17 protein-coding genes are annotated in these 26,090 nt (G+C 61.0%); 6 read left to right on the top strand and 11 right to left on the bottom strand.

Annotation, left to right across the window (positions count from 1 at the left end; translation table 11 throughout):
• Positions 1 to 8 precede the first annotated feature (8 nt).
• The gene (locus tag ACTQ40_RS03655; RefSeq protein ID WP_441041102.1) at positions 9 to 620 is read left to right on the top strand and encodes a TetR/AcrR family transcriptional regulator; all 612 of its coding nucleotides are present in this window, start codon (positions 9 to 11) and stop codon (positions 618 to 620) included.
• Positions 621 to 724: 104 nt separating this feature from the next.
• Here ACTQ40_RS03655 and ACTQ40_RS03650 read toward each other — a convergent pair whose 3' ends face one another.
• The 6 genes from ACTQ40_RS03650 to metK all read right to left on the bottom strand — a co-directional run bounded on the left by ACTQ40_RS03650 (position 725) and on the right by metK (position 9,379).
• Entirely contained in the window at positions 725 to 1,939 is a 1,215-nt protein-coding gene (locus ACTQ40_RS03650) for an ABC transporter permease (RefSeq protein WP_441563373.1), read from the bottom strand.
• On the bottom strand, positions 1,936 to 2,709 hold the full coding sequence (locus tag ACTQ40_RS03645; protein WP_427717357.1) for an ABC transporter ATP-binding protein: 774 nt from the start codon (positions 2,707 to 2,709) through the stop codon (positions 1,936 to 1,938). The genes ACTQ40_RS03650 and ACTQ40_RS03645 overlap by 4 nt, the downstream gene beginning before the upstream one ends.
• Positions 2,709 to 4,142 carry an efflux RND transporter periplasmic adaptor subunit gene (locus ACTQ40_RS03640; protein WP_441048461.1) on the bottom strand — a complete coding sequence of 478 codons (1,434 nt, stop codon included), beginning with the start codon at positions 4,140 to 4,142 and terminating at the stop codon, positions 2,709 to 2,711. Before ACTQ40_RS03640 ends, ACTQ40_RS03645 begins: the two co-directional genes overlap by 1 nt.
• Before the next feature lie 129 nt (positions 4,143 to 4,271).
• Entirely contained in the window at positions 4,272 to 5,729 is a 1,458-nt protein-coding gene (locus tag ACTQ40_RS03635; protein ID WP_441559266.1) for a L,D-transpeptidase, read from the bottom strand.
• A gap of 417 nt (positions 5,730 to 6,146) precedes the next feature.
• The gene (sdaAA, locus tag ACTQ40_RS03630; protein WP_441559267.1) at positions 6,147 to 7,754 is read right to left on the bottom strand and encodes an L-serine ammonia-lyase, iron-sulfur-dependent, subunit alpha; all 1,608 of its coding nucleotides are present in this window, start codon (positions 7,752 to 7,754) and stop codon (positions 6,147 to 6,149) included.
• A gap of 344 nt (positions 7,755 to 8,098) precedes the next feature.
• Positions 8,099 to 9,379 carry a methionine adenosyltransferase gene (gene metK / locus ACTQ40_RS03625; protein WP_441559268.1) on the bottom strand — a complete coding sequence of 427 codons (1,281 nt, stop codon included), beginning with the start codon at positions 9,377 to 9,379 and terminating at the stop codon, positions 8,099 to 8,101.
• 326 nt (positions 9,380 to 9,705) lie between these two features.
• On the opposite strand from metK, the gene gltX reads away from it, so the two are divergent.
• The 5 genes from gltX to ACTQ40_RS03600 all read left to right on the top strand — a co-directional run bounded on the left by gltX (position 9,706) and on the right by ACTQ40_RS03600 (position 16,958).
• Positions 9,706 to 11,181, top strand: a complete 1,476-nt coding sequence (gene gltX, locus ACTQ40_RS03620) for a glutamate--tRNA ligase (RefSeq protein WP_441559269.1) — start codon at positions 9,706 to 9,708, stop codon at positions 11,179 to 11,181.
• Between the two features lie 88 nt (positions 11,182 to 11,269).
• Entirely contained in the window at positions 11,270 to 13,723 is a 2,454-nt protein-coding gene (gene priA, locus ACTQ40_RS03615; RefSeq protein ID WP_441563372.1) for a replication restart helicase PriA, read from the top strand.
• An 18-nt stretch (positions 13,724 to 13,741) separates the two neighbouring features.
• Positions 13,742 to 14,278, top strand: coding sequence for a peptide deformylase (gene def, locus ACTQ40_RS03610; protein WP_118449363.1), 537 nt, complete (start codon positions 13,742 to 13,744; stop codon positions 14,276 to 14,278).
• Positions 14,279 to 14,640: 362 nt separating this feature from the next.
• Positions 14,641 to 15,561 (top strand): methionyl-tRNA formyltransferase, encoded by a 921-nt coding sequence (gene fmt, locus ACTQ40_RS03605; RefSeq protein WP_441563371.1) that lies wholly within the window; start codon positions 14,641 to 14,643, stop codon positions 15,559 to 15,561.
• Positions 15,558 to 16,958, top strand: coding sequence for an RsmB/NOP family class I SAM-dependent RNA methyltransferase (locus ACTQ40_RS03600; protein WP_441563370.1), 1,401 nt, complete (start codon positions 15,558 to 15,560; stop codon positions 16,956 to 16,958). Before fmt ends, ACTQ40_RS03600 begins: the two co-directional genes overlap by 4 nt.
• A gap of 390 nt (positions 16,959 to 17,348) precedes the next feature.
• Here ACTQ40_RS03600 and ACTQ40_RS03595 read toward each other — a convergent pair whose 3' ends face one another.
• The 5 genes from ACTQ40_RS03595 to ACTQ40_RS03575 all read right to left on the bottom strand — a co-directional run bounded on the left by ACTQ40_RS03595 (position 17,349) and on the right by ACTQ40_RS03575 (position 26,001).
• Entirely contained in the window at positions 17,349 to 17,585 is a 237-nt protein-coding gene (locus tag ACTQ40_RS03595; RefSeq protein ID WP_154518065.1) for an FmdB family zinc ribbon protein, read from the bottom strand.
• An 88-nt stretch (positions 17,586 to 17,673) separates the two neighbouring features.
• A complete protein-coding gene (locus tag ACTQ40_RS03590) occupies positions 17,674 to 20,970 on the bottom strand; it encodes a 4-alpha-glucanotransferase (protein ID WP_441563369.1) in 3,297 nt (1,098 codons plus the stop codon).
• A gap of 215 nt (positions 20,971 to 21,185) precedes the next feature.
• Entirely contained in the window at positions 21,186 to 23,630 is a 2,445-nt protein-coding gene (gene glgA, locus ACTQ40_RS03585; protein ID WP_441563368.1) for a glycogen synthase GlgA, read from the bottom strand.
• Between the two features lie 90 nt (positions 23,631 to 23,720).
• Complete coding sequence (gene glgD / locus ACTQ40_RS03580) at positions 23,721 to 24,848, bottom strand: glucose-1-phosphate adenylyltransferase subunit GlgD (protein ID WP_441030892.1); 1,128 nt, start codon at positions 24,846 to 24,848, stop codon at positions 23,721 to 23,723.
• Positions 24,849 to 24,852: 4 nt separating this feature from the next.
• A complete protein-coding gene (locus tag ACTQ40_RS03575; protein WP_441563367.1) occupies positions 24,853 to 26,001 on the bottom strand; it encodes a glucose-1-phosphate adenylyltransferase in 1,149 nt (382 codons plus the stop codon).
• Positions 26,002 to 26,090: the final 89 nt, after the last annotated feature.

The following is a 26,090-nucleotide window of genomic DNA, read 5'->3' as shown; positions in this document are numbered from 1 at the left end:
ACACGTCTATGGCCACCACTAAACCGCGCCTTGACCGCCGCATCGTTCGCAGTCGCAATGCGATTCTTTCGGCATTCGAGCGACTGCTGATGGAAAAGCCCCTCGCCGATATTACGGTGAGCGCCATCGCGCGCGAGGCAAATGTCGATCGTAAGACCTTCTACGTGCACTTTGGCACGGTGGACGGCTTGCTCGATGCCATTGCCGTGGATGTGGTCGAGATGATTGTCGACTCAGTCGAGAAGACGCTTTCCTCTATGGGCGGTAACACCAACGAGCGCGCACTCGGAGCGGCGGCGACCTTCTTCAAAACCGTTAACGAGGCGCTGTGCAACAATTTGGTGCTCAATCGCCAGCTGATTGAAAACATTCCGCTCGACGATTTTATGACGCGCTTGCGTGTGCCGCTCGAGCACGAGATTGCCGAGCGCGACCTGCTGCCCGATGGCTTAAAGGACGAGCTGTTCGACTATTATCTGGCGTTTTTGCTTTCGGGCATTATCGGCATTTACCGCACGTGGGCACTCTCCGATGGCTCGGTGCCCATCGAGCGCATTTCGGAGGTCGCTAACAATCTGACGTTGAACGGGCTATCGAGTCTGGAATCTCGTTTCGAATAGCACTAGCGCCTTATCCCCTCTGAGTTGCGGTGAAATAAGGACTGAATAGGCCTTTTAACGGCTAAAACACTCCCTATTTCACCGCAACTCAGGGGGGGATTGCATTACTGGTAGCGCAGGCACTCCACGGGGTCGAGTTTTGCGGCCCGGCGGGCGGGGTAGAAGCCAAAGATTACGCCGATGCCGACGGAGACCGCAAAGGCCAGCAGCACCGTGGCGATCGAAAAACTCGGCGTTATGGTACCGCTGGCACCGAGTTCGCCAAGCACTCCGGAACCCGCGGCGAACATCGCTAGGCCCCAGGCAAGCAGGTAGCCAATCAGGACACCTAGCAGACCGCCGGTGATGCACAGCGCCGAAGACTCGGCCAAAAACTGTGCGGTGATATCGCGACGGCTGGCACCCAAGGCTCGACGAATACCGATCTCGCGGATGCGTTCGGTCACATTGGTGAGCATCATGTTCATGATGCCGATACCGCCCACGAGCAGCGAAATGCTGGCAACGGCGCCCATGATGAGCGAAAACGCGCCCATAAAGGAGTTGAGGGCGTCGATGGCGCTTTTCATTGAGGTCGCCGACACGCTGTCATATTCGTCGTCATCCGCGATGTCCTTCATGCTGCGCACCTTGGATTCAATCATCTTGCACAGCTCATCCATGTCCGTACCCTCGGCGGCGAGCGCCGTTACGCTGGGAAAAGACGGGTTCTCGTCGCCAAAGAGGCCCGAGATGGTCTCGCGCGGCATGTAGAGCGTGAGTGAGCCCATGGAGTCGCTGCCGCCGTCGATAACGCCGATAATCTGCACCTCGCCGTTCGACACCTTGATGGTCTTGCCGAGCGCGTCCTGTTCGTTGCCGTACAGCTGGTCCGCGCCGCCGCGGCTGATGAGCGCCACGCGTGCGCCAGATTGGGACTCAGCCTGGGTATAGGTGCACCCCGCGACGAGCTTGCTGGCGCCCACTGCGTCGAGCATGTCGCTATCGACGCCCTGCGCCATGACGTTATAGCTTTTGTCACCGGCCTTGTACTCGGTATAGGCACTGTCCACGATACCGATCTGCTCGATCTGCGGCACCATCTTGCGAAGCTTCTCAACGTCCGACTCGGTGAGCTCTTGCGACGAATAAATCTGCACCATACGCGCGGCGTTGAGGCCCAGGCTGTTGACCAGGCTGTTTTGGATACCGCCGATAAGCGAGGTCATGGCAATGACGGAGGCGATGCCAATAACAATGCCCAGGATGGTGAGTAGGCTGCGTCCCTTGTTGGCCTCGAGGGAGTGAAGGGCTTCTTGGATAAGGTCGCACGTGCTCATGCCTTCACTCCTTTCGTCGGATTGGCGTGTGCGGAAATCATGGGCAGGTTATCAATGGCGCCGTGCAGGGTCTGCGGTGCGTGCGCGATGTACGCGCCGTCGTGGATTCGGCCGTCGCGAATGGTTACGGCACGGTCGGCCTCGGCGGCGATACCGGGATCATGCGTGATGAGCACAATGGTCTTGCCACGTTCCTGGAGTTTGTGGAAGGTCTCCATCACGAGCGCTCCGGTGGCGGAGTCCAGGTTTCCCGTCGGCTCGTCCGCCAGGATGATGGGCGGGTCGTTGACGAGGGCGCGCGCGATGGCAACCCTCTGCATCTGTCCGCCTGAGAGCTCGGAGATGCGGTGGTCCCAGTGGTCGACCGGCAGCGTGACGGCTTGCAGCGCATGAACGGCGCGCATCTCACGCTGAGCCCGCGGCACGTTGGTGTACGACAGCGGCAGCATGACGTTTTCGATGACCGATAGGCGCGGCAGCAGGTTAAAGCTCTGAAAGACAAAGCCGATGCTCAGGGCGCGGACTTCGGTGAGCTCGTCATCGTCGAGCTCTGCCACGTTGAGGCCCTGCAGGTAATAATCGCCTGCCGTTGGCTTGTCCAGGCAGCCCAGGATGTTCATGAGCGTTGACTTGCCCGAGCCAGAAGGGCCGGTAATGGCCACGAATTCGCCGGGATTCACTGCCAGGCTCACGTTATGCAGGATATGGGCGCAGCCGGCCTCGCTCTCAAAAATGCGATGCACGTTGCGGATGTTGATGACGGGACGCATTACAAGCCCTCGTCGGCAGACATGCTGCCAGAGTCGTCGCCGTCGGCCGTCATGCCTGCGCCGGTGTCCACGATGAGGGTGTCGCCGTCGCGCAGCTTGGTAACCGGTACGTCTGCGTTGATCTCATTGCCCTGGTCGTCGCGCTTGACCTGCGTCTTGCCGACCACGGCGTCGTTATCGTTTTGCGTCACAATGGTCACCTTCACGCGGCGCATCTCCTTGCCTTCACCGTCGGTTGCCACGTTGACGTAATAGTGCTCGCCATCCTCGGTCATGAGCGCCATGGTCGGCACCATCACCACATCGTCGAGCTGCTCGGTTACCACCGAGACCTCGGCGGTCATGCCCGGCTTGAGGCGCGCGTCGGGCGCGTCGATCAAAATATCGACGTTATAGGTCACGCTACCGCCGCCACCGTAGGTGGAGTCGGAGTTTGCCACCGAAGCGATTGTCGTGACCGTTCCCTGGCTCACGATATCGGGAAAGGCCGGATAGGTAACGTTGGCGCTCTGGCCCACTGCGATCTTGGCGATATCCTTTTCGCCCACCTGAACGGTGACCTTCATCTTGGAGAGGTCAGCGATCTGCATGCACTGCTTGCCGCCGGTCGTATCGCCTTCGCCCATAATCATGCCGCCCGTCACCGTGGCGCCGACCTTGGCGTTGAGCTCGACGATGCTGCCCGAGCTGGGCGCGGTCACAGTGCGCTCGGCAGCTTTGGCGTTGGCCTGGTCCAGGGTCGCCTGGGCCGAGGCCAGGTTACGTTGGGCGCTCGAGATGGCGCTCGTGTCGGCACTCGTGCCGGTGCTGCCGCTGGCGCCACTTGCGCCTGCCGCATCTGTGTCAGTCGCCGGAGCGGCTTGGGCGGCAGCTACCGCTTTCTGCGCGTTGGCGAGGTCTTCCTGTGCCGCCGCCACCGCGCGCTGCGCCTCGGCAACGTTGCGATCGAGCTCGTCATTTTTAATGGTCATGAGCACATCGCCCTCGTTAACGGACTGGCCGGCTGATACGTTGATCGATGCCACCGTGCCGTCGACAGAAGGGGAGACCACCGAAGCCGAGATGGGCTTGAGCTGGCCTTTAGCCTCGACGGTGGTCGTAAATGTACCCTCGGTGACCATGTCTGTCACCGGCCCGTTGGTACCTGCGGGCCGTGCGTTAATGACGAAGGTTACGACAACGGCGATGAGCACAATGGCGGCCACGACGCCGGCCGCAATGCCACGTCGGATGAGCTTTTTGCGCCGACGCTCGGCACGCTTCGCCTTGAGCTTGGCGTAGGCCTCTTCGTCAGAAATCTCGGTTGCATCGCTTGTGCTGCCGTTTTGCTGTGTGGCGCGCATGTTTGTTATGAGGGGAAGCGTTTCGGTGGCACCCTCGGGCGCTCGCTCGGTATCATTCGGTCCCGGGGTGATGGTGGGGACATTCGACATGGCGTCTCCTTTATAGAAAGTTCTTCGATAAGTATATGCGCCCGTCGCGAGAAGCGGGCGCATATGGCGGATTCTTTCGGAACTGTTAGATTGGAGCGTCAGTTCCCCGTTGTGCGAAGGCGTGTTTCCCTACGAGTGCACGACCACGCACAGGCCGACGCTGATGCAGTCGTGGAGTGCCTTGGCATCGGCCAGACGCAAGTTGATGCAACCGTGGCTGCCGCACCATTTGTACGAATTTGGGTCGTCAAAGCTCTGATCGTTTTGCCATGTTGCATCATGGAAACCAACCATGTTGCCTTCAAACGGCATCCAATACGACACGGGGCTTTCGTATTTTGGTTTTCCGGTCTCTGGGTCTTTGGCACCGATGAGCTTGCTTGCGCCGTCATTGCTATTGATCTGCCAAACGCCCTCGGGAGTGGCATCCTCTCCCGGTTTGCCCGAGATAAAGTTGGCTTCCCACACGATATTACCGTTCTCGTCATAGTAGCGCGCGTGCTGCTCGGACAGGTCGACGTCGATATACGCTTTCCAGTCGGGCTCTCCCTTCGCGGTATAGGTGTCGGCCTTCTGGGAGTACTTAATCTCGATTTCGCCGGTCTGCTTGTTGTTAATGGCGTCCTCGACCTGCTTGGCGAGCGAGCTGCTGTCGATGGACCAGCCAAAGTCACCGCCCTCGACGGCACATTCTTTGCCGTCGGCACGCGTCCACCAGCGGGTGGTGCCCACGGTATTAAAGCCGTTGGCGAGCTCGGCTGCCCAGCTACCGATCTGCGACGTATCGAGTGTGGGGTTGGCCGGATTGGCAAAGCTGATCCACTGCAACACGGAGCTGCCGTCGACCTTGCCGGCATCCTCGCCGTTGAGCTTGAGGGTCACGTTGACGCCCAAGAAGTTGTTGGCGGCATCGCATGCGGCCTGAATCTGATCATTGGTCAGCGTTTCATTGAGCGGCTCATAGGCATCGTTGCCGAGCTTGGAAAGATCTACGGTCTCGGCCAGCGAGGCAAGCTCGAGCTCGGCATACTTAATGACATGCTCGCGGTTGAGTTTTTCGTTGGAGCGCGCCTTCTCGACGGTAAACTTGCCGGCTTGCTCGTCATAGGAGCTATTGGCCTCGAACGTACCCGAACGGCCCTCGTTAAACTCGTCAATGGCGGCGCCCAGATCCTCCTCAAACTTCTTTTGGTCAAAGGTGTCAGAGAGCATGGACAGGTCGACGTCTTGTTCAAGATCGACTTCGTTGGAGGTAGCGGTTGTTTTGGTCTTGCCGCTTAAGGATTCCACAAGGCGGACCGGCCATATAAAGGCTTCGTTGCGGCTGATGATTTCTTTTGCGGCAGCTTCGCCGTCGACGATGGGTTCATCGGACTCGGGTTGATAGATCCAGTTAAAGTCGTCGCCTGTCACGGTGAGCTTATAGTGCTTCCACGCCGAGTTGACCTTAGTGGCAGCAGACGAAGCGTTGGAGAACGAGACGTCGACGCCGGCAATGGTGGTGTTGGGGTAGGCTACCTGCGAAAATGCGACAACGCCAACAATGTAAACGACAACAATGAGGCCCAGAGCAACGAAAAGGGTCATTTTGGCCCCGGATTTTTTCCCGTCGGCGTGATTCTCTGACCCACGGGGACCCTTGTGATGGTTTTGCGTGTGTGAAGGCGCGTGCTTAGTCGCTTTATTGCTCTGACGCTGCTGATATGCATGAGGGATCTGGCGCTGTGAGGTGTTTCCCGAACCATGCTTTGTGCTACGCGTTGGCGTAATGGGGCGCGGCGACTGGACGCCGTCGGTAGGCCTAGAAGGCTGTTTAGGATCGGGAATCAGTTGGGTGCGGTCGTTTTGCGACATCGTATGCATATCCTTCGAGTTTCGCCTTGCGGCTCATCGTGTTTTTACTGGGCTTGCATTATAGCGATTACCCTGTTGTTTGTGGTATTGAAACGGTGGCATTGGCAAGAGGTTGGACATTTGTCCCACCTCTTGTTTTTGGACTGCTCTTTATCCGCACACACCGCATTTAGCGCAAGCCGAAAGCGCGGCCGGAGCCTGCGCGATGCCGCCCTTGGCCGTCTCTCGTAGTGTAGTTGGAAGTGCGTGTCCAACGGAGAGCATCACATGTGCCATCTGGTCAAACGGCACCAGGCTCTTAATGCCGGCAAGGGCGAGCTGCGCCGAGCTAAATGCGGCCGCCACGCCGATCGCGTTGCGGTTTTGGCATGGCACTTCGACAAGGCCGCCCACGGGATCGCATACAAGACCAAGCAGATTGCTCAGTGCGATAGAGCTAGCGTCGAGTGCCTGCTCGGGCGTGCCACCCAGCATCTGGACTAGCGCGGCAGCGGCCATGGCGGCGGCGCTGCCCACCTCAGCCTGACATCCGCCCTCGGCGCCGGCGACGCAGGCACTTGTGGTGAGGTTGAGACCAATCGCGGCAGAGCAGTAAAGTGCGTCCATGACCTGTTCGTCATCGAGCTGTAGATGGTCGGCGAGCGCCAGCACGCAGCCGGGCACGACGCCCGCAGAGCCGGCCGTTGGGGCGGCGACGATGACGCCCATGGTGGCAGAGCGCTCAAGCACAGCCATGGCGCGGGCTACGGCTTCGGTTTGGACGGCGCCCATCAGGTTTGTGCTCAGATCGTTGCGGCATGTGGCGTCGACGAGTTTTGCCTCGCCGCCGATAAGCCCGCCGAGCGAGCGCTGTGGTGCGGCGATGGGCGTCGTGGTCTCCTCGCGCATGACCTCGAGTACGCGGCGCATGGCGGCGACGGCGTGCTGCTCGCCGGTCAGGCGGGCTTCGCGTACGGCCATGACGGCGCCAATGTTGAGGCCCAGTTCGGCGCAGGCGTCGAGGAGCTGTTCGCCATCGTCGAAGATTTCCTTGGCAGAAACGCCGGGGGAGAGCGATGAGGCCGAGCCGGGAAGCTCAATGAAGGTGGCGTAATCGACATTGTCGAGCATGCGTAGCATGGGAACGACGATGTCATCGGGGGTGCCGTCGGTCTCAAATACGGAATAAGCTTGGCCGCCTACCTCGGTTCGGTAGGTGCGGCAGAAGGCAATGTTTACGTGTGCGTAGGCGAGCTGGTTCGTGAGCGCGGCGAGAACGCCGGGGACGTCTTGGTGCGCCACAAACAGGGTGGAATACATGCCCGAGATATCGACGCCGACGCCGTTGATGCGGCTGATGCGCATCTTGCCGCCGCCAAGGCTCTCGCCGCGGACCTGCGCCGTGGCGCCCGTGTCATCGACCATGTCGATGTCGACGGTGTTGGGGTGGATGGAGGCGTCGTCGCCCTTAATGTCAAAGTGATAGCTGAGGCCCTGCTCGCGCGCGAGGTCAAAGGCCTGCTTGATGTTCTCGTCGTCGGTATCGAGGCCCAAGATGCCCGCGACGAGTGCGCGGTCGGTGCCATGGCCGCGGTAGGTGTGGGCAAAGGAGTTCCACAGGCCAAAGGTGACCTTGGTGATGCGGCCTTCCAGCAGGCTGGCGGCAACCTGGGCGCAACGCAGGGCGCCGGCGGTGTGCGATGAGCTGGGGCCGACCATGATGGGGCCCAAGATCTCGAATGCCGAGGTCGTAGCTAGTGTTTGCGGCTTGCCTGCCATGGCTGCTCCTTTTCTATCCCGTCGTCCCGAGGGGCGGGGCATACGCTGTCCCGCCGTTCCGAGGGCTTTAGTATTTGGTCGCCTGCTCGGACAGTCCTGACTCGCACGGAGAGCACATTAAGTGCTCTCCGGCTCGTGCGGAACTCGCGATCGACCAAATACTAAAGTCCTCGGAACTTAGGATACATGGTAGAGGCGCGCGTGCTTCAAAATTCATCGGTTGGTGACCTATTCGGTGTCCCATGTCGATACATCTTCACCACCTTTAAATAAAAAAGAGGTACCGGTTGTTCCGGTACCTCTTTTTGGTACGTTTTTATTTGGCTGTGGTTTTTGCCGCTGGCTTACAGGCCGCAGGCTGCTTTGAGTTCGTCGATGCGGTTCGTTTTCTCCCAGGTAAAGTCGGCGTCTTCGCGGCCAAAGTGACCGTAGGCTGCCGTCTTTTCATAGATGGGGCGACGCAGGTCCAGGTCGCGGATGATTGCGCCCGGGCGTAGGTCAAAGGTCTTCTCCACGGCCTCGACGATCTTGTCCTCGGCAACATGCGCGGTGCCAAAGGTGTCGACCATGATCGACAGCGGCTTGGACACGCCGATGGCGTAGGCCAGCTCGACCTCGCAGCGATCGGCCAGGCCGGCGGCGACTACGTTCTTGGCGACCCAGCGAGCGGCGTACGCGGCAGAGCGGTCGACCTTGGTGCAGTCCTTGCCGCTAAAGGCGCCGCCGCCGTGACGGCCGTAGCCGCCGTAGGTGTCGACGATGATCTTGCGGCCGGTCAGGCCCGTGTCGCCCATGGGGCCGCCCACGACAAAGCGTCCGGTGGGGTTCACATAGATATCGGCGCCATCCCACGGCATGTTCTCGGCATCCATGACGGGTGCGATGACATGCTCGATGAGGTCAGCCTTGATCTTGCCCATGTCCTCAACTTCGGCAGCGTGCTGCGTGGAGATGACGATGGTTGTGACCTCCACGGGCTTTCCGTCCTCGTAGCGCACGGTGACCTGGGTCTTGCCGTCGGGGCGCAGATAGGGCAGGGTGCCGTCGTGGCGCACGGCGGACAGGCGTTCCGCCAGGCGGCTTGCCAGGTAGTGCGGCATGGGCATGAGGGTCTTGGTCTCGTTGGAGGCGTAGCCAAACATCATGCCCTGGTCGCCGGCACCGATCAGGTCGATCGGGTCGGTGGTGGCGCCGGTCTGGGTCTCAAATGACTCGTCGACGCCCTGGGCGATATCGGGCGACTGCTCGTGGATGAGGCTCATGACGCCGCAGGTATCGCAGTCAAAGCCAAACTTGGCGCGGTTGTAGCCGATGCGGCGGATGACGCCACGGGCGATTTCCTGCACGTCGACGTATGCCTGGGTGCGAATCTCTCCGGCGACGATGACGGTGCCGGTGGTCACGAGGGTCTCGCAGGCGCAGCGGACGTTTTCCACATTGGCGGGCACGCCGTTGGGCGCAATATAGCCCTGCTCCTGCAGCTCTATTTCTTTGGCGAGGATTGCGTCGAGGACGGCATCGCTGATCTGGTCGGCGATCTTATCGGGATGGCCTTCGGTCACCGACTCCGACGTAAACACAAAAGACCCCTGCTGGGGCGGGATGGAACGAAGCTCTTCTGACATGATTGTCCTTTCGAATAACGTGTCCCAGCGACCGTTACCATTCCGCTGGGCTCTGTATGCAGGGGCACATCATAGCGCGTAAATCCAACATTCACACCCTTTCCGCACCTACTCAAAAGGTAGCTAATTTGGGACGGGGCTTTTTTAGCTACCCCGGCTGATTGTTTGCTGGTTTAGCCGATAGCCTGCGGGGGCAGCTAAAAAAGCCCCGTCCCAAATTAGCTACCCGGCTTCGATGACTGGGTCGGTGCCCTTTGTGCGGAGGTGGGCATTGTTGCTTTATACTGGTGCGGTTAGACATCCATCCTGCAATCGAGGAGATTTCCATGGCATCAGACGTTCGCGTCCGTTTTGCACCCTCACCGACGGGCAAGCTGCACATCGGCGGCGCCCGCACCGCTATCTATAACTGGGCTTTTGCCCGCGCAAACGGTGGCACGTTCATCCTGCGCATCGACGACACCGACCCCACCCGCTCTACCGACGAGAACACGCAGATCATTCTGCGCGCTATGCGTTGGCTGGGCCTGGACTGGGACGAGGGCCCCGAGGTTGGCGGCGACTATAGCCCCTATGCCCAGACCGAGCGCCTGGACCTGTACAAGCAGGCCGCCCAGAAGCTTTGGGACGAGGGCAAGGCCTATCCCTGCTTCTGCACCAAGGAGCAGCTCGAGGCCGACCGTAAGGCCGCCCAGGAGCGTAAAGACCCCTTCCAGGGCTATCAGCGCCGCTGTCGCGATCTCGATCCCGAGGAGGCACGCCGCCGCATCGAGGCCGGCGAGCCCTACGTCCTTCGCATCAAGGTGCCCGAGGACCGCGGCGATGTCGTCATCCACGACGCCGTCCACGGCGAGGTGACCTTCGATGCCAAGGAGCTCGACGACTTTGTCATCTTCCGCTCCGATGGCACGCCCACGTATAACTTCGCGACCGTCGTCGACGACGCCATGATGAAGATCACCCATGTCATCCGCGGCGACGACCATCTGTCCAACACCCCGCGCCAGGTCATGGTTTACGAGGCCCTCGGCGCGCCCGTTCCCACATTCGCCCACATCTCCATGATCTTGGGTGCCGACGGCAAGAAGCTCTCCAAACGCCACGGTGCCACCTCGGTGGAGGAGTACCGCGACGCCGGCTACCTGTCCGACGCGTTCGTTAACTACCTGGCGCTGCTCGGCTGGTCGCTCGACGGCGAGACCACGATCATCCCGCGCGATGTTCTTGCCAGTAAGTTCTCGCTCGACCGCATCTCTAAGAACCCGGCGACCTTCGATCCCAAAAAGCTCGACTGGGTCAATGCCGAGTACATCAACAACATGTCCGACGCCCAGTTTGCCGACGAGATCATGGTCCCCGAGCTGCACGAGGCCGGTATGATCGAGGGTAACATCGAGTACGGCGAGGACTGGATCGACGCGCTTGCCGCCATCGTCAAGCCCCGCACCAAGATGCCGGCCGACGCCGTGACCGTCGCCGCTCCCATCTTTGCCACGGCCGAGACGCTCGAGTATGACGAGAAGTCTGTCAACAAGGGTTTGGCCAAGGAAGGCATGGGCGCCATTCTGGATGCCGCCAAGGCCGCGCTCGAGGGCGTGGATGAGTGGACGGCTGCCAACATCGACGCCGCGCTTGAGCCGCTGCCCGAGCAGATGGACCTCAAGAAGCGCGTGGTGTTCCAAGCTGTGCGCGTCGCCGTCTGCGGTAACATGGTGAGCCCCCCGCTGGGCGAGACCATGGCGCTCGTCGGTCGCGACGACTGCTTGGCGCGCATCGACCGCGCCCGCACGATGGCGCTGTAGCAGCTGCGTAAACGCATGTATCCGAGCCCCGTTCACCCGAGCGGGGCTCTTGTTTCTAAAGACGTATGGGATGGGAGGTGCAGAGACCATGGCCGAGCAACTGTCGCTGTTTGGTTCGCCGGAACCTAAGGAAGCTCCGAGGTCCACGGCCCCTGCCGCCGCCCCGGCGCAGCCCGAGCCCGCACCCGAACCCGTCTCCGCCTACGCGAGCGTGGTCCTCGACATCCCGACCCGTGCGCTCTCCGAGCCATTCGACTACGGCATCCCGCAGTCCCTTGCCAACGATGCCCAGATCGGGTCCACGGTCCTGGTCCACTTTGGCAACCGTGCGGCCGCGGGCTATATCGTCGATATCGCGCCCGAGCTGGGCAACCTGCAAGGCAACGACGCCCTCGACCCCTTGCGCATCAAGCCCATCGAGGCCATCCTCAGCAAGCCGCTCTTTACCGCCGAGGCTGCACGCATTGCGCGCTGGATGAGCCACGAGTACGTCGCGACGCTTTCCGAGTGCCTGCGTCTGTTCTTGCCTCCGGGCGGCAGCCCGCGTGTCGTGAAGGGCGATGACGGCGTGTGGACCGTTGAGCGCCCCGCCGTAAAACCCATCCAAAATCGTTGGGTCATGCTCACGCCCGAGGGATTCGACTACACGCCGCCCAAGACAGCGGTCCGTCAGCGTCAGCTCATCGACGCGCTCCAATGCGGCCCGGTCACGACGCGCGACCTCAACCTGCTCTACAACAGCATGTCGGCAACCATTAAAGCGCTCGAAAAACGCGGCGTCGTGGTGGTGGAGGAGCGCCGCGCCTGGCGTGGGTGTAGCGAGCAGACCACGTTGTCCTCGGCAAGCGGCAAGGCGCCGGTTTCTCTCACCAACGGCCAGCAGCAGGCGCTCGCCCAGATTGAACGCGCCCGCCTTGATGCCCATGGCGACGTGGTCCTTGTCGATGGCGTCACCGGTTCCGGCAAAACCGAGGTTTACCTCTCGGCGATTGAGCGCGTGCTGGCTGCCGGCCGTTCGGCCTGCGTGCTCGTGCCCGAGATCTCGCTGACGGCCCAGACCGTCGGCCGCTTCCGCTCGCGCTTTGGCGAGACGGTCGCGGTCTTCCACTCGCGTCTTTCGGCCGGCGAGCGTCTGGACCAGTGGGATATGGTTGCCAGCGGTGCCGCGCGCGTGGTCGTGGGCGCCCGCTCGGCGCTCTTTTGCCCGCTCAGCGATCTTGGCCTCATCATCATCGACGAGGAGCACGAGACCAGCTACAAGCAGGGCTCCAGCCCGCGCTACCATGCGCGCGAGGTGGCTGCCGAGATGGCGCGCCGCTATCGGTGCCCGCTCGTGTTGGGCTCCGCCACGCCCTCGGCCGAGGCTCTCGACCGCTGTTGCCGCGGTATGTACAACGGTGCCACCTGGACGCGCGTCGAGATGCCCGAGCGCCCGGGACACGCCGTGCTGCCCACGGTACGCATTGCCGATCTGCGCCGCGAGTTCGCGCACGGCAGCCGCTCCATGTTCTCTAAACCGCTGATGGAAGGCCTGGAGCGTGTGGTCGAGCGCCGCGAGAAGGCCGTACTGCTGCACAACCGCCGCGGTTTTGCGCCGTTTTTGATGTGCCGTGAGTGCGGCTGCGTCCCCACCTGCAACCACTGTTCTACCGCGCTCACATACCACGAGCGCACGCACACACTGCAGTGCCACACCTGCGGATCTTCCTGGCGCGTGCAGCCCTATCCGGCGCCCACGAGTCGTTGTCCCAAGTGCGGCAGCCGCTACCTGGCAAAAATGGGCCTGGGTACGCAGCAGATCGAGGACGCCCTACACCAGATACTGCCCGAGGATGTCGCCATCATTCGCATGGACGCCGATTCCACACGCGGCAAGGATGCGCACAAAAAACTACTCGAGCAGTTCGATGCCGCCGATTGCGCGGTGCTGCTGGGTACCCAGATGATTGCCAAGGGCCTCGATTTTCCCGAGGTCACGCTCGTGGGCGTGGTCAATGCCGACTTTGCGCTAAAGCTGCCCGATTTTAGGGCGGGGGAGCGCGCCTACGATTTGCTGGAACAGGTCGCCGGTCGCGCCGGCCGCGGCGATCGTCCCGGCGAGGTTGTCATCCAGACGTATCTGCCCGAGGACCCGGTCATTCGCGCCGTCGCAGAGCACGATCGTTCGATCTTTACCGACTACGACCTGAACCAGCGCCGCGACGCGCTATACCCGCCTTTCGTGCGTCTTGTCAACATTTTGGTGTGGTCGGCGAATCGTGATAATGCGCAGGACTACATTGGGCGCATCGCAAAGCTCCTCAAGCGCCGCTGGCATGCCGCCGCGCCCGACTTTTTGCGGGCCGGAAGCGCCGTGCCCCAGGTGCTGGGCCCGGCTTCGTGTGTAATCGAGAGAGCCAAAGACCGTTACCGCTTCCATCTGCTTGTAAAGTCGCCGGTAGGGTACCATGTCTCTGATGATATCGACGCCTGCCTCAAAGAGGTGGGCTCCGTGCGCGGCGTGAGCGTGAGCGTTGACGTCGACGCCTATGATTTGATGTAACAACCCGAAAGGATGGCCATGGAAGCCAACGGAATCGTACTTTCGCCCGACCCTCGTCTGCGCCAGGAGTGCGCCGTTATCGAGGAGATCACCCCGGCGATCGAGGCGCTTGCCGAGAAGATGAAGAAGATGATGTTCGACAACGGCGGTTGCGGCCTGGCCGCCCCGCAGATCGGCGAGCTCATCCAGCTCGTCACCATCGACTGCGACTACACCGACAAGAACGACTATGACCCCTACGTGCTCATCAACCCTGTCATTGTTGAGCAGAGTGACCATCTGGTGCCGTTTAGCGAGGGCTGTCTTTCCATCCCCGGCATTAGCTGCGAGATCGAGCGTCCCGACCATGTCGTTGTCGAGGCATACGATCTGGACGCCAACCTGATTCGCTATGAGGCCTCGGGTGACCTGTTCTGCGTGTGCCTGCAGCACGAGATCGATCACCTGCACGGCAACACCATGTTCGAGCGACTCAAGCCGATGCAGCGCATCAAGGCCGTCAAGGAGTACCAGGACGCCCTGGCCCGCGGCGCTCGACCGGGCGAGACGGAGTAGGTCCCACCGTCCCCTTCCGCCGCAGGGCTTAGGTTTTGCTCCATGCTCAAACAGTCCTGCTCGCACGAAGAGCACATTAAGTGCTCTTCGGCTCGTGCGGAACTGCGCGTGGAGCAACAACCTAAGCCCTGCGGCGGAAGGGGACTGCGTTTTCGTGCTCCTTTTCGCCCGGGTGCCGTCGGGCCAGGGAGGGGCGTCTTCGCTGATAATTGCTTTGTTGGAAGAGCTGCTTTTATTGCGGCTCTTTCTTTGGTTTTGGGTATATTTGTTCTTGTTGAATTGTTATTGCGGATGGGCTGGCGACTTGGCTTTCCGCTGGTATTTGTAGCCGTCTCGGTTTTGTTTGAGGGGAGACGTTCTTTATGCGTATTGTGTTTATGGGTACGCCCGATTTTGCGGTGCCGTCGCTGACTTCGCTTGTTGAGGCTGGGAATGAGATTACGCTGGTAATTACGCGTCCCGATGCTGTTCGCGGGCGTGGTAAAAAGCTGGAGCCGTCTCCTGTTAAGGCCAAGGCGCTTGAGCTTGGTCTGCCCGTTGTTGAGGCAAATCGTATGACGCCGGATGTTATTGATCGCCTTAAGGCTGCTGATGCCGATATTTTCTGTGTGGCTGCCTATGGCTGCATTTTGCCCGATGAGGTGCTGCATATGGCGCCGCTCGGTATTGTGAATGTTCATGCTTCGCTGCTGCCCCGTTGGCGTGGCGCTGCTCCCATTCAGCGTGCCATTCTTGCTGGTGACGAGGTTGCCGGCGTTTCCATTATGCGCATTGGGCATGGCGTGGATACGGGCGCTTATTGCGCGCAGGTGTCGACCTCGGTTGCCGGTAAACATGCCGAGGCATTGACCATGGAGCTTGGTGAGCTGGGCGGTAAGTTGCTTGCCGATACGCTTCCCTTGCTTGCTGATGGCTCGGCTGTTTGGACTGAGCAGGATGAGTTCCTTGTCACGCATGCTGCCAAGATTTCCAAGCAGGAGATGCGTCTGCATCCGCAGATGGGGGTGCTTGATTGCGTGCGTCATGTGCTTGCCTCTTCCGACACCGCTCCCGCTCGCTGCGTGATTGCCGGCAAGACCGTGCGCGTCCTCGATGCCGCGCCGGCAGATGTATCGCTTGGCGAGGGGCTCGTCGCCGTTCGGGCCAAGCGCGTCTACCTGGGCCTGTCCGATGGCGCGGTCGAACTGCTCGAGGTTAAGCCCGATGGTAAGCGTGCTATGGCTGCTTCTGCCTGGGCTGCCGGCCTGCAGGGTGCGGATCTTTCGTGGGGTGTTTTGTCATGAGTAAGCTTTCCCCCGCGCGCAAGCTCGCGCTCGATGTTTTGATGGAGGCCGATCGCCGCGGCATGTACGCGCGCGACGTGCTCTCGTCCCGCGCCTCGGCCAAGGCCATTGACCAGCGCGATTCTGCTTTCGCCGCTCGTTTGGCACTGGGCGTTGCAGCCACCCAGGGCATTTTGGATGAGCTGCTCGACCAGTTTTTCGATAAGCCCAAAAAGGTCGCGCCTCGTGTGCGCATGGCACTTCGTATCTCGGCCTTCGAGATGCTCTACCTGCATACCCCGGGTCGCGTTGCGGTGAGTCAGGGCGTTGAGCTCGTGCGCAGCGGTGCTAAGTCTGCCGCCGGTCTGGCGAACGCCGTGCTGCATAAGGTTGCGAACAACATCGAGGACTTTGCCGCTGCGACGGATGCCGATGAGTCCGAGCGCCGTTTGGTTCGCCTATCTCGCTTGATGGGCATGCCGCGCTGGCTGTGCGCTCGCATTATGGCGTCGTTCGATACACCCGAGGGCGCGCTCGGCTTTGCCGGCAATTTGGCGCCCGCGCCGCTGGCTTTGCACGAGAATGCCTTTGCAACCAAACCCGATCCGTACATTTCGCAGCTTGTGGCACCCGTGTTCCCGGGTTGCCATGCGCCGGTCGACGCGCAGGCCACGGTTGCGTCGGGTGTGTTTGAGCGCGCAGCTGCCGTGGCCTCGGACCTTAACGCCCAGCTCATCGCTACCGCAGCGACCCGTCCCGGGCGTTGTCTAGAGATTGGCGCCGGTCGTGGCACTAAGACCTATGTGATGATGTGCCAGGCCAAACGTGCCGGTTACGACCGTCAGCACACCGCACTCGATTTGCACGACCGCAAGTGCGACCAGAATCTCGCACGTCTGCATAAGGCGGGTATTACGGGTGTTCGTACGGTGTCGGGCGATGCCTGCGAGCTCAATGAGGTCCTCACGTCCTTTGACGCGATGCTTGGCGAGCCTGCCCTGTTCGACACGGTGTTTATCGATGCTCCGTGCTCGGGCACCGGCACCATGCGCCGTCATCCCGAGATTCCCTGGCGCCTTGCCGAGGGCGACGTTACGACTGAGCTGCCCCGCCTGCAGCTGACGATGCTCAAGGAAGCAGCCGCGCGCGTGGCTGCCGGCGGTGAGCTTATCTATGCCACCTGCTCGGTCTTCGACGAGGAGAACACGCAGGTCGTTGATGCCTTCCTAGCCTCTCCCGAGGGCGCCGGCTTTACCGTGGCGCCGCTCTCCGAGGCGCAGATTCTGCAGCTACCCGAGTTCGCCCAGGCCAAGAAACTCGTATCGGTACGCCAGAACGACCGTGGACTTTTCCAAAGCGTCCCCGCAAACGCCGATTCCTACGACGGCCACTTCTGCGCCAGACTGGTCCACAAGTAAAACGGATTCCAAGGGTAGCTAATTTGGGACGGGGCTTTTTTAGCTGCCCTGGCCGCCAGTCGGCCAAACATTTGCGTTATCAGCTGGGGCAGCTAAAAAAGCCCCGTCCCAAATAAGCTACCCTACGTTTCAAGATGATCCGCTTGCCACGAAATGGGCCTATCTACTACATTAAACCCATTACCCTCAACCATGCCAAATTTAGCGAAATCAAAACCGCAGGTAGACGGCTCGTCGATTTTGTAAAAACGCAGGTGTGCTCGGACCATACGGGTCAAACGTAGTAGATAGGCCGTTTTTGTGGCGCAACCCCAGACCAGTCGCCGGGGCGTGGGACATTCCTGAAAAATTCGACCCCGCGATCGGGCTTGAACGCGGGGTCGCTTGTCGCTAGTGGTTATGTGGGCAGTCGGCGCAGCAGCCACTGGTGGCGCTGGTGCTGGACCCGCCACTGCGCTGGTCGGTGTTGTAGAAACCGCTGCCGTCGAACTTAATGCCGCTGGCCGAGAACGTCTTGGATGCCGGGGCGCCGCAGCTGGGGCATACGACCTCGGGAGTCTCGGACATGGGGTGCTCAACCTCAAAAACGTTGCCGCAGCTCGTGCACTTATATTCGTAGCGCGCCATAATACTTCCTTTTCAGCACAAAGCGGGCAGATCGCTCTGCCCGCAAAAATTCAAACAGCTGTAACTGTACCCCATATCGAGGGTTTTATCACGCTTCGCCCCAGAATCTATGGGTGCTGCGCAGGAGCTTCGCAGTTTTCCCTTCGGCCTCCGCAACGTCTGCCTCTTGTGCCTGCCACGTCCAGTTGCCTGTGGCTACACCCGGCACGTTCATACGTGCGTCGTCCCCCAGCCCCAGCACATCCTGCAGCGGCATCATCACCAGGGGGGCGTCGCTTGCGAGCGCGTCGCCCATCAGCTTGGCCGCCACCTCAGCACCGCTCGTCTCGTCGCCGCCTGCAAAGGAGCGCGTGCACCAGCCAGCGAGTGTCGAAGTGTCGTGCGTCGAGGTGTACAGGATTTTGCCCGGCGTGGGATGAATTCCGCAGCGAACGTCGTAGTCACTAAACTCCAGTACGTCCATGCCGGGAAAACCGCAGGTCGAAGCCATAGCTCGAACGCCAGGCGTCAGATAGCCCAGATCCTCGGCAATAAAATTGAGCGGACCCAGCTCGTCGTAGGCGGTCTGGAACAGGTCCTTGCCCGGACCAGCAAGCCAGCGGCCGTCGGCACAGGCTTTGCCAGCGGGAATGCTAAAGTAGTTGTGGAAGCCCAGGAAGTGGTCCAGGCGCACGCGGTCGTAGAGCGCGAACGCTCGGCGCAGGCGATCGAGCCACCAGCGATAGCCGCTCTCCTTCATGTGATCCCAGCGGAAGGTGGGGTTTCCCCACACCTGGCCTTCGGGCGCAAAGTTGTCGGGCGGCGCACCGGAGATCTCGATTGCCTTGCCGGTATCGGACAGCCAGAAGTTCTCGGGCTCGCTCCACGCATCTGCCGAATCGTCCGATACATACATCGGGATATCGCCGATGACCTCGATGCCCTTCTTGTGCGCATAGTTCATGAGCTCGCACCAAGCCAGGTCAAAGCGGTACTGCATGTACGCCTGAAGCTCGGCCTCGTCGTGGAAGCGCTTGTCGTCGATCAGATGCTCGTTGTAGCGCGCGACATCTGCCGGCCAATTGTGGCGCGACTCGCCCTCAAAGTATTTCTTAACGGCCATGTAGACGCAGTACTTCTCGAGCCAATCGGCATTGCGATGTTTAAACGCGGTGTACAGCGGGTCGGCATCTTCGCCACCGTGGGCCTTCCAAGAAGCGAAGTCGGCGGCCAGCTCCTCGTGACTCTCGGGCAGCAGGTCGATGTTACCCGCAAAAGCCGAGGGTCCGGCATAGGGGGAGCGGAAGAAATCCGTCGGGTTGACGGGCAGGACCTGCCAGTAGCGCATGCCCATGGCGGCCAGGTGGTCGATAAAGCGGCGCGTGGGTGCGCCGATCGTACCCGGCTTGCCATCGTCAGTCGGCACCGAGGTAATGTGGCACACGACGCCCGCGCCATGATCGAGCGGCTCTTGCAGGCGCCTCTCGGCATGGTGATAGATGATCGAAGAGCCTAGCGGGTACAGGTCGAGCGTGACCGTGCCGTTGTGGATCTCGCACTCGTGGCCGCTGATCACGTCACTCGCGCATTCACCGAGCGCCGGAATCGTCACGCGGTGCGAATTGCGCAGGCTGCGATTGACGATAACAGTCGCAGCCTCGCCGTCTTTGCCCGTGCGGGTGTAGGCTAGGACGTCGTCGTTAAGCGCGAAGGCCTTGATCTCGCCGTCAACCATAAAAGGCAACGCGCGGCGCAGGGCGGATGCGTTCTTCACGATGGCCAACGTATCGAAATCGTGGAGCTGGTCCTTTGTCGGCAGGGTACGGCGGTTGCCCGGATCGGTGAGGCCCTCCAGGCCGTACTCATCGCCATAATAGATCGAGGGCACGCCGGGGAAGGTCATCTGCATGAGCGTCGCCAACCAAAAGCGCCTCTTGGCCAGGTCCATGGAGTTCTCGTCCAAGCGCCATTTGCTACGCTCGCTCTCGGGTAGCTGCGACTCGTCGGGACCACCGCCGAGCACCGAGATAATGCGCGGACGGTCGTGGCTCGAAAGCAGATTGAGCGCGCAGGCCAGTGCCTCGCGCGGGTAGTTCTCGCGCAGTGTCTCGATGTCCTCGGCAGCCTGATAGGCATCTCTGTAGCCCATCAAAAAGCCGATGACCATGTCGCGGAAGGGGTAGTCCATGGCGGAATCGAGTTCGGAGCCCTGCAGATAACGGCGCAGATGGCCATAGCTGATCTTGTTGGAGGCGTCCTCCCAGACTTCGCCGAGCAGCAGCGCATCGGGCTTCTCTTCGAGCACGGCGGCCTTGATATCGGCCAGGAAGTCATCGGAAAGCTCGTCGGCCACATCGAGTCGCCAGCCGTGGGCACCGGCGCGCAGCCATTTGCGAATGACGCCGTCCTTGCCCAGAAGCTTTTTACGCACGAGCTCGGAATTCTCGTTGAGGGCGGGCATATTGCTCACGCCCCACCAGCAGTCATACGTGCCGTCCTCGTGGAAGGTAAACGCATCGCGCCACGGGGAGTCCTCGCTCTGCCACGCGCCGACGCCGGGATAGTTGCCGTAGCGGTTAAAGTAGATCGAGTCGTCGCCCGTATGGTTGAAGACGCCGTCCAGGATGATGGAAATGCCGAGCTTCTCGGCCGCCTCGCATAGCTCCGTAAAGTCCTGCTCGGTTCCCAGAATCGGGTCGATCTTGGTGTAATCGGCCGTGTCGTAGCGGTGGTTGCTCGCGGCCTCAAAGATCGGGTTGAGGTAGATGGCCGTAAAGCCCAGCTCGGCGATGCGGGGCAGGTCATTTTGGATACCCTTGAGAGAGCCGCCGTAAAAATCCCAAGTCTTGATGGAGCCGTCTTCGGCACGCTCGTACACGGGCGGCTCGTTCCAGTCCTCGACCATGCGACGCTGGATTCCCTTACGCGGTTTTTCGACCTCGGCCAGCGTGCGTTCGCGCCAGTTTTCGTCGCGGGCGTAGCGGTCGGGGAAAATCTGGTAGACCATGCCGTGCTCGTACCAGGTGGGACGGTTCTCGCGGTGCTTGTAGACGGTAATCTGGAAGGACGGAACCTCGGCGTAGTCGTATACAACGCCCTCGCCGCCGGTGCGACCCTGCGGCGCACCCAAGCGGACCTCGGGCTGGCCTTCGATATTGCATATAAAGCTGTACCATACAAGACAGGGCTCGGCGCAGTTGAGCTCACCGGTAAAGATGCCATCGCCCTTGTGCTCCATGGGGATCAAGGTCTCTCCGATGCCGTCGACCCAGGTGCGCAGGGTGAGCGTTGCCTGGTTGGGGTCGGCATCCTCCAAAATCACCGAAAGCGAAACGGAAGTTCCAGTGGTCACAGCGCCAAAAGGAGTGCGAAACTGCGTCAGGCGGCTGTTGTGTATCAATCTCATAGTACGGTCCAGTTCTATACAATCATGGCCAGCTGGTCATGGGCTTAACGCACAGTGCATAAGTATATCCGTTGCACTTTAGTTGTATAAACTACAGTCGCTCACTATCGGCGAACGGTTGTCCTAGAAAATCGTTTTACCAACTATCTACAGAGAAGGGGCGCCCGGTTGGAGCGCCCCTTGTTTAGGGTTTTTTAGGTTTTAGATCGTCCGGACTAGCGGCGCTTGCGAGTGGCCGTTGCCTTGCGGACGGAGGTCTTCTTGGTCGGAGCCTTTTCCTCGGCTGGAGCGGCGGGGGAGACCGGGGCCTTCTTGGCGGGTTCGGTCTTTGCAGTAGCCTCTGGAGCGGTCTTGACCTCGGCGGCCTTCGGTTCCGGCTCGGCCTTTACTGCGGGTTTGTCCTTGGCTTTAGCCTCTGCCTTGGGAGCGGCTGTCTTGGTCGTAGCCTTTTTGGCCGTTGTCGTGGCGCGCTTGCGTGTGGTGGTCTTGGCGGCCGGCTTTGCCTCGACAGCAGCCTCGGCCTTGGGCTCGGAGGGTGCCTCCTCAACCTTGACGGCGGGCTTTGCAGCAGCCTTCGGGGCCGTCTTCGCGGCGGTCTTCGTCGTAGCAGCCTTGGTCGCCGGCGACTTTGTAGCCGTGGCCTTCTTGGCGGTCGCGGTCTTGGTCGCGGTCGTCTTCTTGGCAGCGGTCTTGGCCGGAGCCTTTGCCGCGGTCTTAGCCTCGGCAGTGGTAGCCTCAGCGGTGGCCTCGGCCTTTACCTCGGGAGCGGCCTCGGCTTCGACGGCCTTCTTGGCAGCGGCGGTCGTACGCTTGCGCGTGGTGGTCGCCTTGGCAGCGGTGGTTTTGCTCGTAGCGGCCTTCGTGGTCGTGGCCTTCTTAGCCGTCGTCTTGCGGGTCGTCGTCTTCTTGGCGGCAGGCTTCGCCGTGGGCTTTACCTCGCCGTCGTCAGCCGGCTTCTCCTCGGACTTGGGCTCCTCGGCAGCAGCGGGCTCCTTAACGGGTGCCGCAGGCTCGGCCTCGGCAGCAGCGGGCTCCTTAACGGGTGCCGCAGGCTCGGCCTCGGCAGCAGCGGGCTCCTTAACGGGTGCCGCAGGCTCGGCCTCAGCGGCAACCGGCTCCTCCACAGCCGCAGCAGCCTCCACAGCCACCGGCTCCTCCACAGCCGCAGCAGCCTCCACTGCCACCGGCCTCTCAATCTCCGGGTGCATAAAGAAGTACAGGTCCAGATACTTATCGGCCGAACGTGTCCAGCTAAAGTCCTGGCTCATGGCCTGCGTGACCAGCTGATTCCAGGCCTCGCGGTTATCCCAGAACAGGCGAGCCGCGCGGAACACCGCGTCGCCCATCTCGTCGCCGTTAAAGTGACTAAATGAGAAGCCCGTGCCCTCGCCGGTAAACTCGTTGTACGGTTGCACGGTGTCCTTCAGGCCACCGGTCTCGCGCACAATGGGCAGGGTGCCGTAGCGCATGGCGATGATCTGCGACAGGCCACAGGGCTCAAACTTCGAGGGCATCAGGAACATATCGGCGGCGGCGTACATGCGCTGCGAAAGCGCCGGGTCAAACTCGATACGCGCCGCCATGGTGCCGGGGTATTTGCCCTGGAAGTAGCGCAGGCCGTCCTCGTAGTCGCGGTCGCCGGTACCCAGCACGGCCACCTGAACGCCACCGGACAGGATGCGGTCGAGCGCGTACATGACCAGGTCCATGCCCTTCTGTCGCGTCAGGCGCGTGACCATCACCATAAGCGGGCGGTCGTCGCGAATCTCGAGCCCCAACTCCTCCTGCAGCTTGGCCTTGCATACGGCCTTCCCCGCACGGTCATCAACCGTGTAGTTGGCGGCAATGCGCTTGTCGGTCGCCGGATCAAAACCCACAACGTCAATGCCGTTGAGGATACCCTGCAGAGCGTACGAACGCTCGCGCAGCACGCCGTCCAGGCCCTCGCCAAACTCGGGCGTCTGGATCTCGCTCGCATAGGTGGGGCTCACCGTGGTGATGGCATCGGCATAGTGCAGCGCGCCCAGCATATAGTTAATGCTGCAGGCGTCACAGCGCAACTGCGTGGCGGCTGCCGGAATATGCGCCATACCCAGTATGTCTTCCATCACGGTGTCGCTAAACTGACCCTGGAACGCCACATTGTGGATCGAGAACACGGTCTTGACGCGGTCGTACAGCGGCAGGCCTTGGTAGAACTCTCGCAAGAACACGGGCGCCAGCGCCGTCTGCCAGTCGTTGCAGTGCAGGATGTCGCACTCAAAGCCTTCGGGCAGGTGCTGCAGGCTCTCGGTGATGGCCTTGGAGAAAAACGCGAAGCGCTCGCCGTCGTCAAAGAAGCCGTAGGGATAGTCGCGCGCAAAGTAGTGCTCGTTGTCCACGAACATATAGGTGACGCCGTCGTGCTCGAGCTTCTCCAACCCGCAGTACTCGTTGCGCCAGCTCAGGCTCACGTAAAAGTCGGCAAAGTGCTCCATCTGCGCCTTGTACTCGTCCTTGATGGTGGCGTACTTGGGCACCATCACAATGACTTCGGCGCCAGCGCGCACAAGTGCCGCAGGCAGCGAGCCCGCCACGTCACCCAAGCCGCCGGTCTTAACAAACGGCGCGCACTCTGCCGAGGCAAACACGATCTGCATCTTTTTGCTGGTTTGTGCCATTTTGTCTCCCATGTTGCAATTCGAGAATAGTCGCCTGGCGCTAACCGGGCGACTATTCTACAAGTTACGTGCGATTATGTGGTGCCAACGTTAACGAGCGATGGTGGTATCGGAAGTTAACGGAGCCTTGCCCAGCACCAGGATGTTCTCGGGCGTACCGCGAAGCTCGGTGTTGGTGGGAACCACGTTGTTCTTGTCCAGGATGGCGTTCTCAACACGGGCGCCGCTCTTGATGATGCAGCTCTGGTTGATGATCGAGTTGGTCACCGAGGCGCCTTCCTCGATCACAACGCCGCGCGACAGGATCGAGTTGCGCACGGTGCCCTTGATGATGCAGCCGGCCGAGATGATCGAGTTGCAGGCGTGGCTGCCGGTCGCGTAACGCGAAGGCGGCACGTCGTGGGCCTTGGTCAGGATCGGGCGCTCGGGGTCAAAGAGCCGATCGGCCACGGTCTGGTCGAGCAGGTCCATGCTGCGGCGATACAGCGACTTCTCGCTAAACACGCCCACGACCTCGCCCTTGTACTTGTAGCTGCACACGTCGATGTTGCCAAAGTCGCCCTGGAGTGCCTCGAGCAGGTCCAGATAGTCGGCGGCCTGGTAGTGGTCGATAATCTCGAGCAGCGTCTCGCGGTTGACGATGCAGCAGTCCATAGAGGCGTTGTCGCCGTACGCGACGCCGGCGCTTACGCCCGTCAGGCGGCCGTTCTCGTTGATATCGAGCTTGGTCTCGTCTTCGACGTTGTGCGTGGCCTTGCAGTACACCACGGTCATCTGGGCACCGGATTTCTCGTGCGCCTCGATGATGGTGTTGAGGTCCATGTTAAAGATGACGTTGGTGCCCATCATCACAACATAGGGCTTGTCCGAGCGCTGGAACAGCGTCTTGTTGGAGATGATGTCGCGGAGCAAGAAGCGCATGCCGCCCTTGGTGGTGCCATACGCGTTGCCGGGCACCATGAACAGGCCGCCGTTCTTGCGGTCCAGGCCCCAGTCCTTGCCCGAGCCCACGTGGTCGATCAGCGAGCGGTAGTTGCCCGGCATGACAACGCCTACGGTCTTAATGCCGGCATTCATCATGTTGGACAGCGGAAAGTCGATCAGGCGGTAGCGGCCCAAAAACGGAACGGACGCGATGGGGCGATCCTTGAGCAGCACGCTGCCGTAGGTCGAAGAGTAGTTAGCGGTGATATAGCCGATGGCCTTGCGATTGATCATCGGATCATTCCCCCTTCCCGACAACGACGTCATTTCCAACGACGGCCGTATCCTTGGTGGTATCGACAGAGCCGAGCTTCACGCCCTCTTCGACCGTGGAGTTCTCGCCCAAAATAGCGCGGCAAATGTGCGCGCCGCTCTTAACGTGCGCACCCGGCAGCAGCACGGAGTCCTCGACCACGGCGCGCTCCTCGATGATGACATCGGTCGAAAGGATCGAGTGGCGAGCGGTGCCGTAGATCTTGCAGCCATTGGAGACCAGGCAGTCGTCCAGGCGACCGTCCGGGCCAATGTAGTGCGGCGGACGCGTGGTGATGTTGGACATAATGGGGAAGCTCTTGTCAAACAGATCGAACTCGGGGTTGTTGCCCAGCAGGTCCATCGAGGTCTCGTGGAAGCTGGCGATGGTGCCAACATCCTTCCAAAAGCCGTGGAACTCGTAGCTGTACAGGCGCTTGTTCTCGCCGAGCAGCTTGGGGATGATGTCCTTGCCAAAGTCGTGGCTCGAGCGCTGGTCCAGAGCGTCCTCCTCGAGCGCCTTGATCAGCACGTCGGCCGAGAAGATGTAGATGCCCATGGACGCGAGGTTCGAATCGGGCTTCTCGGGCTTCTCCGTAAACTTGGTGATGCGGCCGTCCTCGGGGTCGGTGGTCAGGATGCCAAAGCGGCTGGCCTCCTCCCACGGCACGGGCATAACGCTCACCGTGAGGTCGGCGTTGTTCTCAATGTGCGTCTTGAGCATCTTGCGGTAGTCCATGCGATACAGATGATCGCCCGAAAGAATCAGGACGTACTTGGGGTCGTTGGACTTGATGTAGTTGAGGTTCTGCGTGATGGCGTCGGCCGTGCCCGCATACCATGCGCCGCCGTTTTGCGTCTCGAACGGCGGCAGGATCGACACGCCACCGTCGCGGCTGTCCAGATCCCACGCCTCGCCAGAGCCCACGTAGGCATGCAGCAGATAGGGACGATACTGCGTCAGAACGCCCACCGTGTCGATGCCCGAATTGGAGCAGTTGGACAGCGAAAAGTCGATAATGCGGAACTTGCCACCAAAGCTAACCGCCGGCTTAGCGATCTTTTGGGTGAGTGCCCCCAATCGACTGCCCTGTCCTCCTGCGAGGAGCATCGCGATGCATTCTTTCTTACTCATCGATTTCTCCTTCTGTCATCGATGTTCCTAAACCCATTAGCGACGGGCGCGGCGCTCGGTCGCGCCCGTCGAGTAATGCCGTGCGGCAA

The organism is Collinsella sp. Sow4_D11, assembly GCF_052116465.1.
Taxonomy (GTDB): Bacteria; Actinomycetota; Coriobacteriia; order Coriobacteriales; family Coriobacteriaceae; genus Collinsella.
This window is presented reverse-complemented; position numbering and strand designations above follow the sequence as displayed.

What these genes read in the sequence shown, in the direction of transcription:
- ACTQ40_RS03655 (WP_441041102.1), top strand. Translation starts at nt 9, where the DNA reads ATGGCCACCACTAAACCGCGCCTTGACCGCCGCATCGTTCGCAGTCGC.
- ACTQ40_RS03650 (WP_441563373.1), bottom strand. Translation starts at nt 1,939, where the DNA reads ATGAGCACGTGCGACCTTATCCAAGAAGCCCTTCACTCCCTCGAGGCC.
- ACTQ40_RS03645 (WP_427717357.1), bottom strand. Translation starts at nt 2,709, where the DNA reads ATGCGTCCCGTCATCAACATCCGCAACGTGCATCGCATTTTTGAGAGC.
- ACTQ40_RS03640 (WP_441048461.1), bottom strand. Translation starts at nt 4,142, where the DNA reads ATGTCGAATGTCCCCACCATCACCCCGGGACCGAATGATACCGAGCGA.
- ACTQ40_RS03635 (WP_441559266.1), bottom strand. Translation starts at nt 5,729, where the DNA reads ATGACCCTTTTCGTTGCTCTGGGCCTCATTGTTGTCGTTTACATTGTT.
- sdaAA (WP_441559267.1), bottom strand. Translation starts at nt 7,754, where the DNA reads ATGGCAGGCAAGCCGCAAACACTAGCTACGACCTCGGCATTCGAGATC.
- metK (WP_441559268.1), bottom strand. Translation starts at nt 9,379, where the DNA reads ATGTCAGAAGAGCTTCGTTCCATCCCGCCCCAGCAGGGGTCTTTTGTG.
- gltX (WP_441559269.1), top strand. Translation starts at nt 9,706, where the DNA reads ATGGCATCAGACGTTCGCGTCCGTTTTGCACCCTCACCGACGGGCAAG.
- priA (WP_441563372.1), top strand. Translation starts at nt 11,270, where the DNA reads ATGGCCGAGCAACTGTCGCTGTTTGGTTCGCCGGAACCTAAGGAAGCT.
- def (WP_118449363.1), top strand. Translation starts at nt 13,742, where the DNA reads ATGGAAGCCAACGGAATCGTACTTTCGCCCGACCCTCGTCTGCGCCAG.
- fmt (WP_441563371.1), top strand. Translation starts at nt 14,641, where the DNA reads ATGCGTATTGTGTTTATGGGTACGCCCGATTTTGCGGTGCCGTCGCTG.
- ACTQ40_RS03600 (WP_441563370.1), top strand. Translation starts at nt 15,558, where the DNA reads ATGAGTAAGCTTTCCCCCGCGCGCAAGCTCGCGCTCGATGTTTTGATG.
- ACTQ40_RS03595 (WP_154518065.1), bottom strand. Translation starts at nt 17,585, where the DNA reads ATGGCGCGCTACGAATATAAGTGCACGAGCTGCGGCAACGTTTTTGAG.
- ACTQ40_RS03590 (WP_441563369.1), bottom strand. Translation starts at nt 20,970, where the DNA reads ATGAGATTGATACACAACAGCCGCCTGACGCAGTTTCGCACTCCTTTT.
- glgA (WP_441563368.1), bottom strand. Translation starts at nt 23,630, where the DNA reads ATGGCACAAACCAGCAAAAAGATGCAGATCGTGTTTGCCTCGGCAGAG.
- glgD (WP_441030892.1), bottom strand. Translation starts at nt 24,848, where the DNA reads ATGATCAATCGCAAGGCCATCGGCTATATCACCGCTAACTACTCTTCG.
- ACTQ40_RS03575 (WP_441563367.1), bottom strand. Translation starts at nt 26,001, where the DNA reads ATGAGTAAGAAAGAATGCATCGCGATGCTCCTCGCAGGAGGACAGGGC.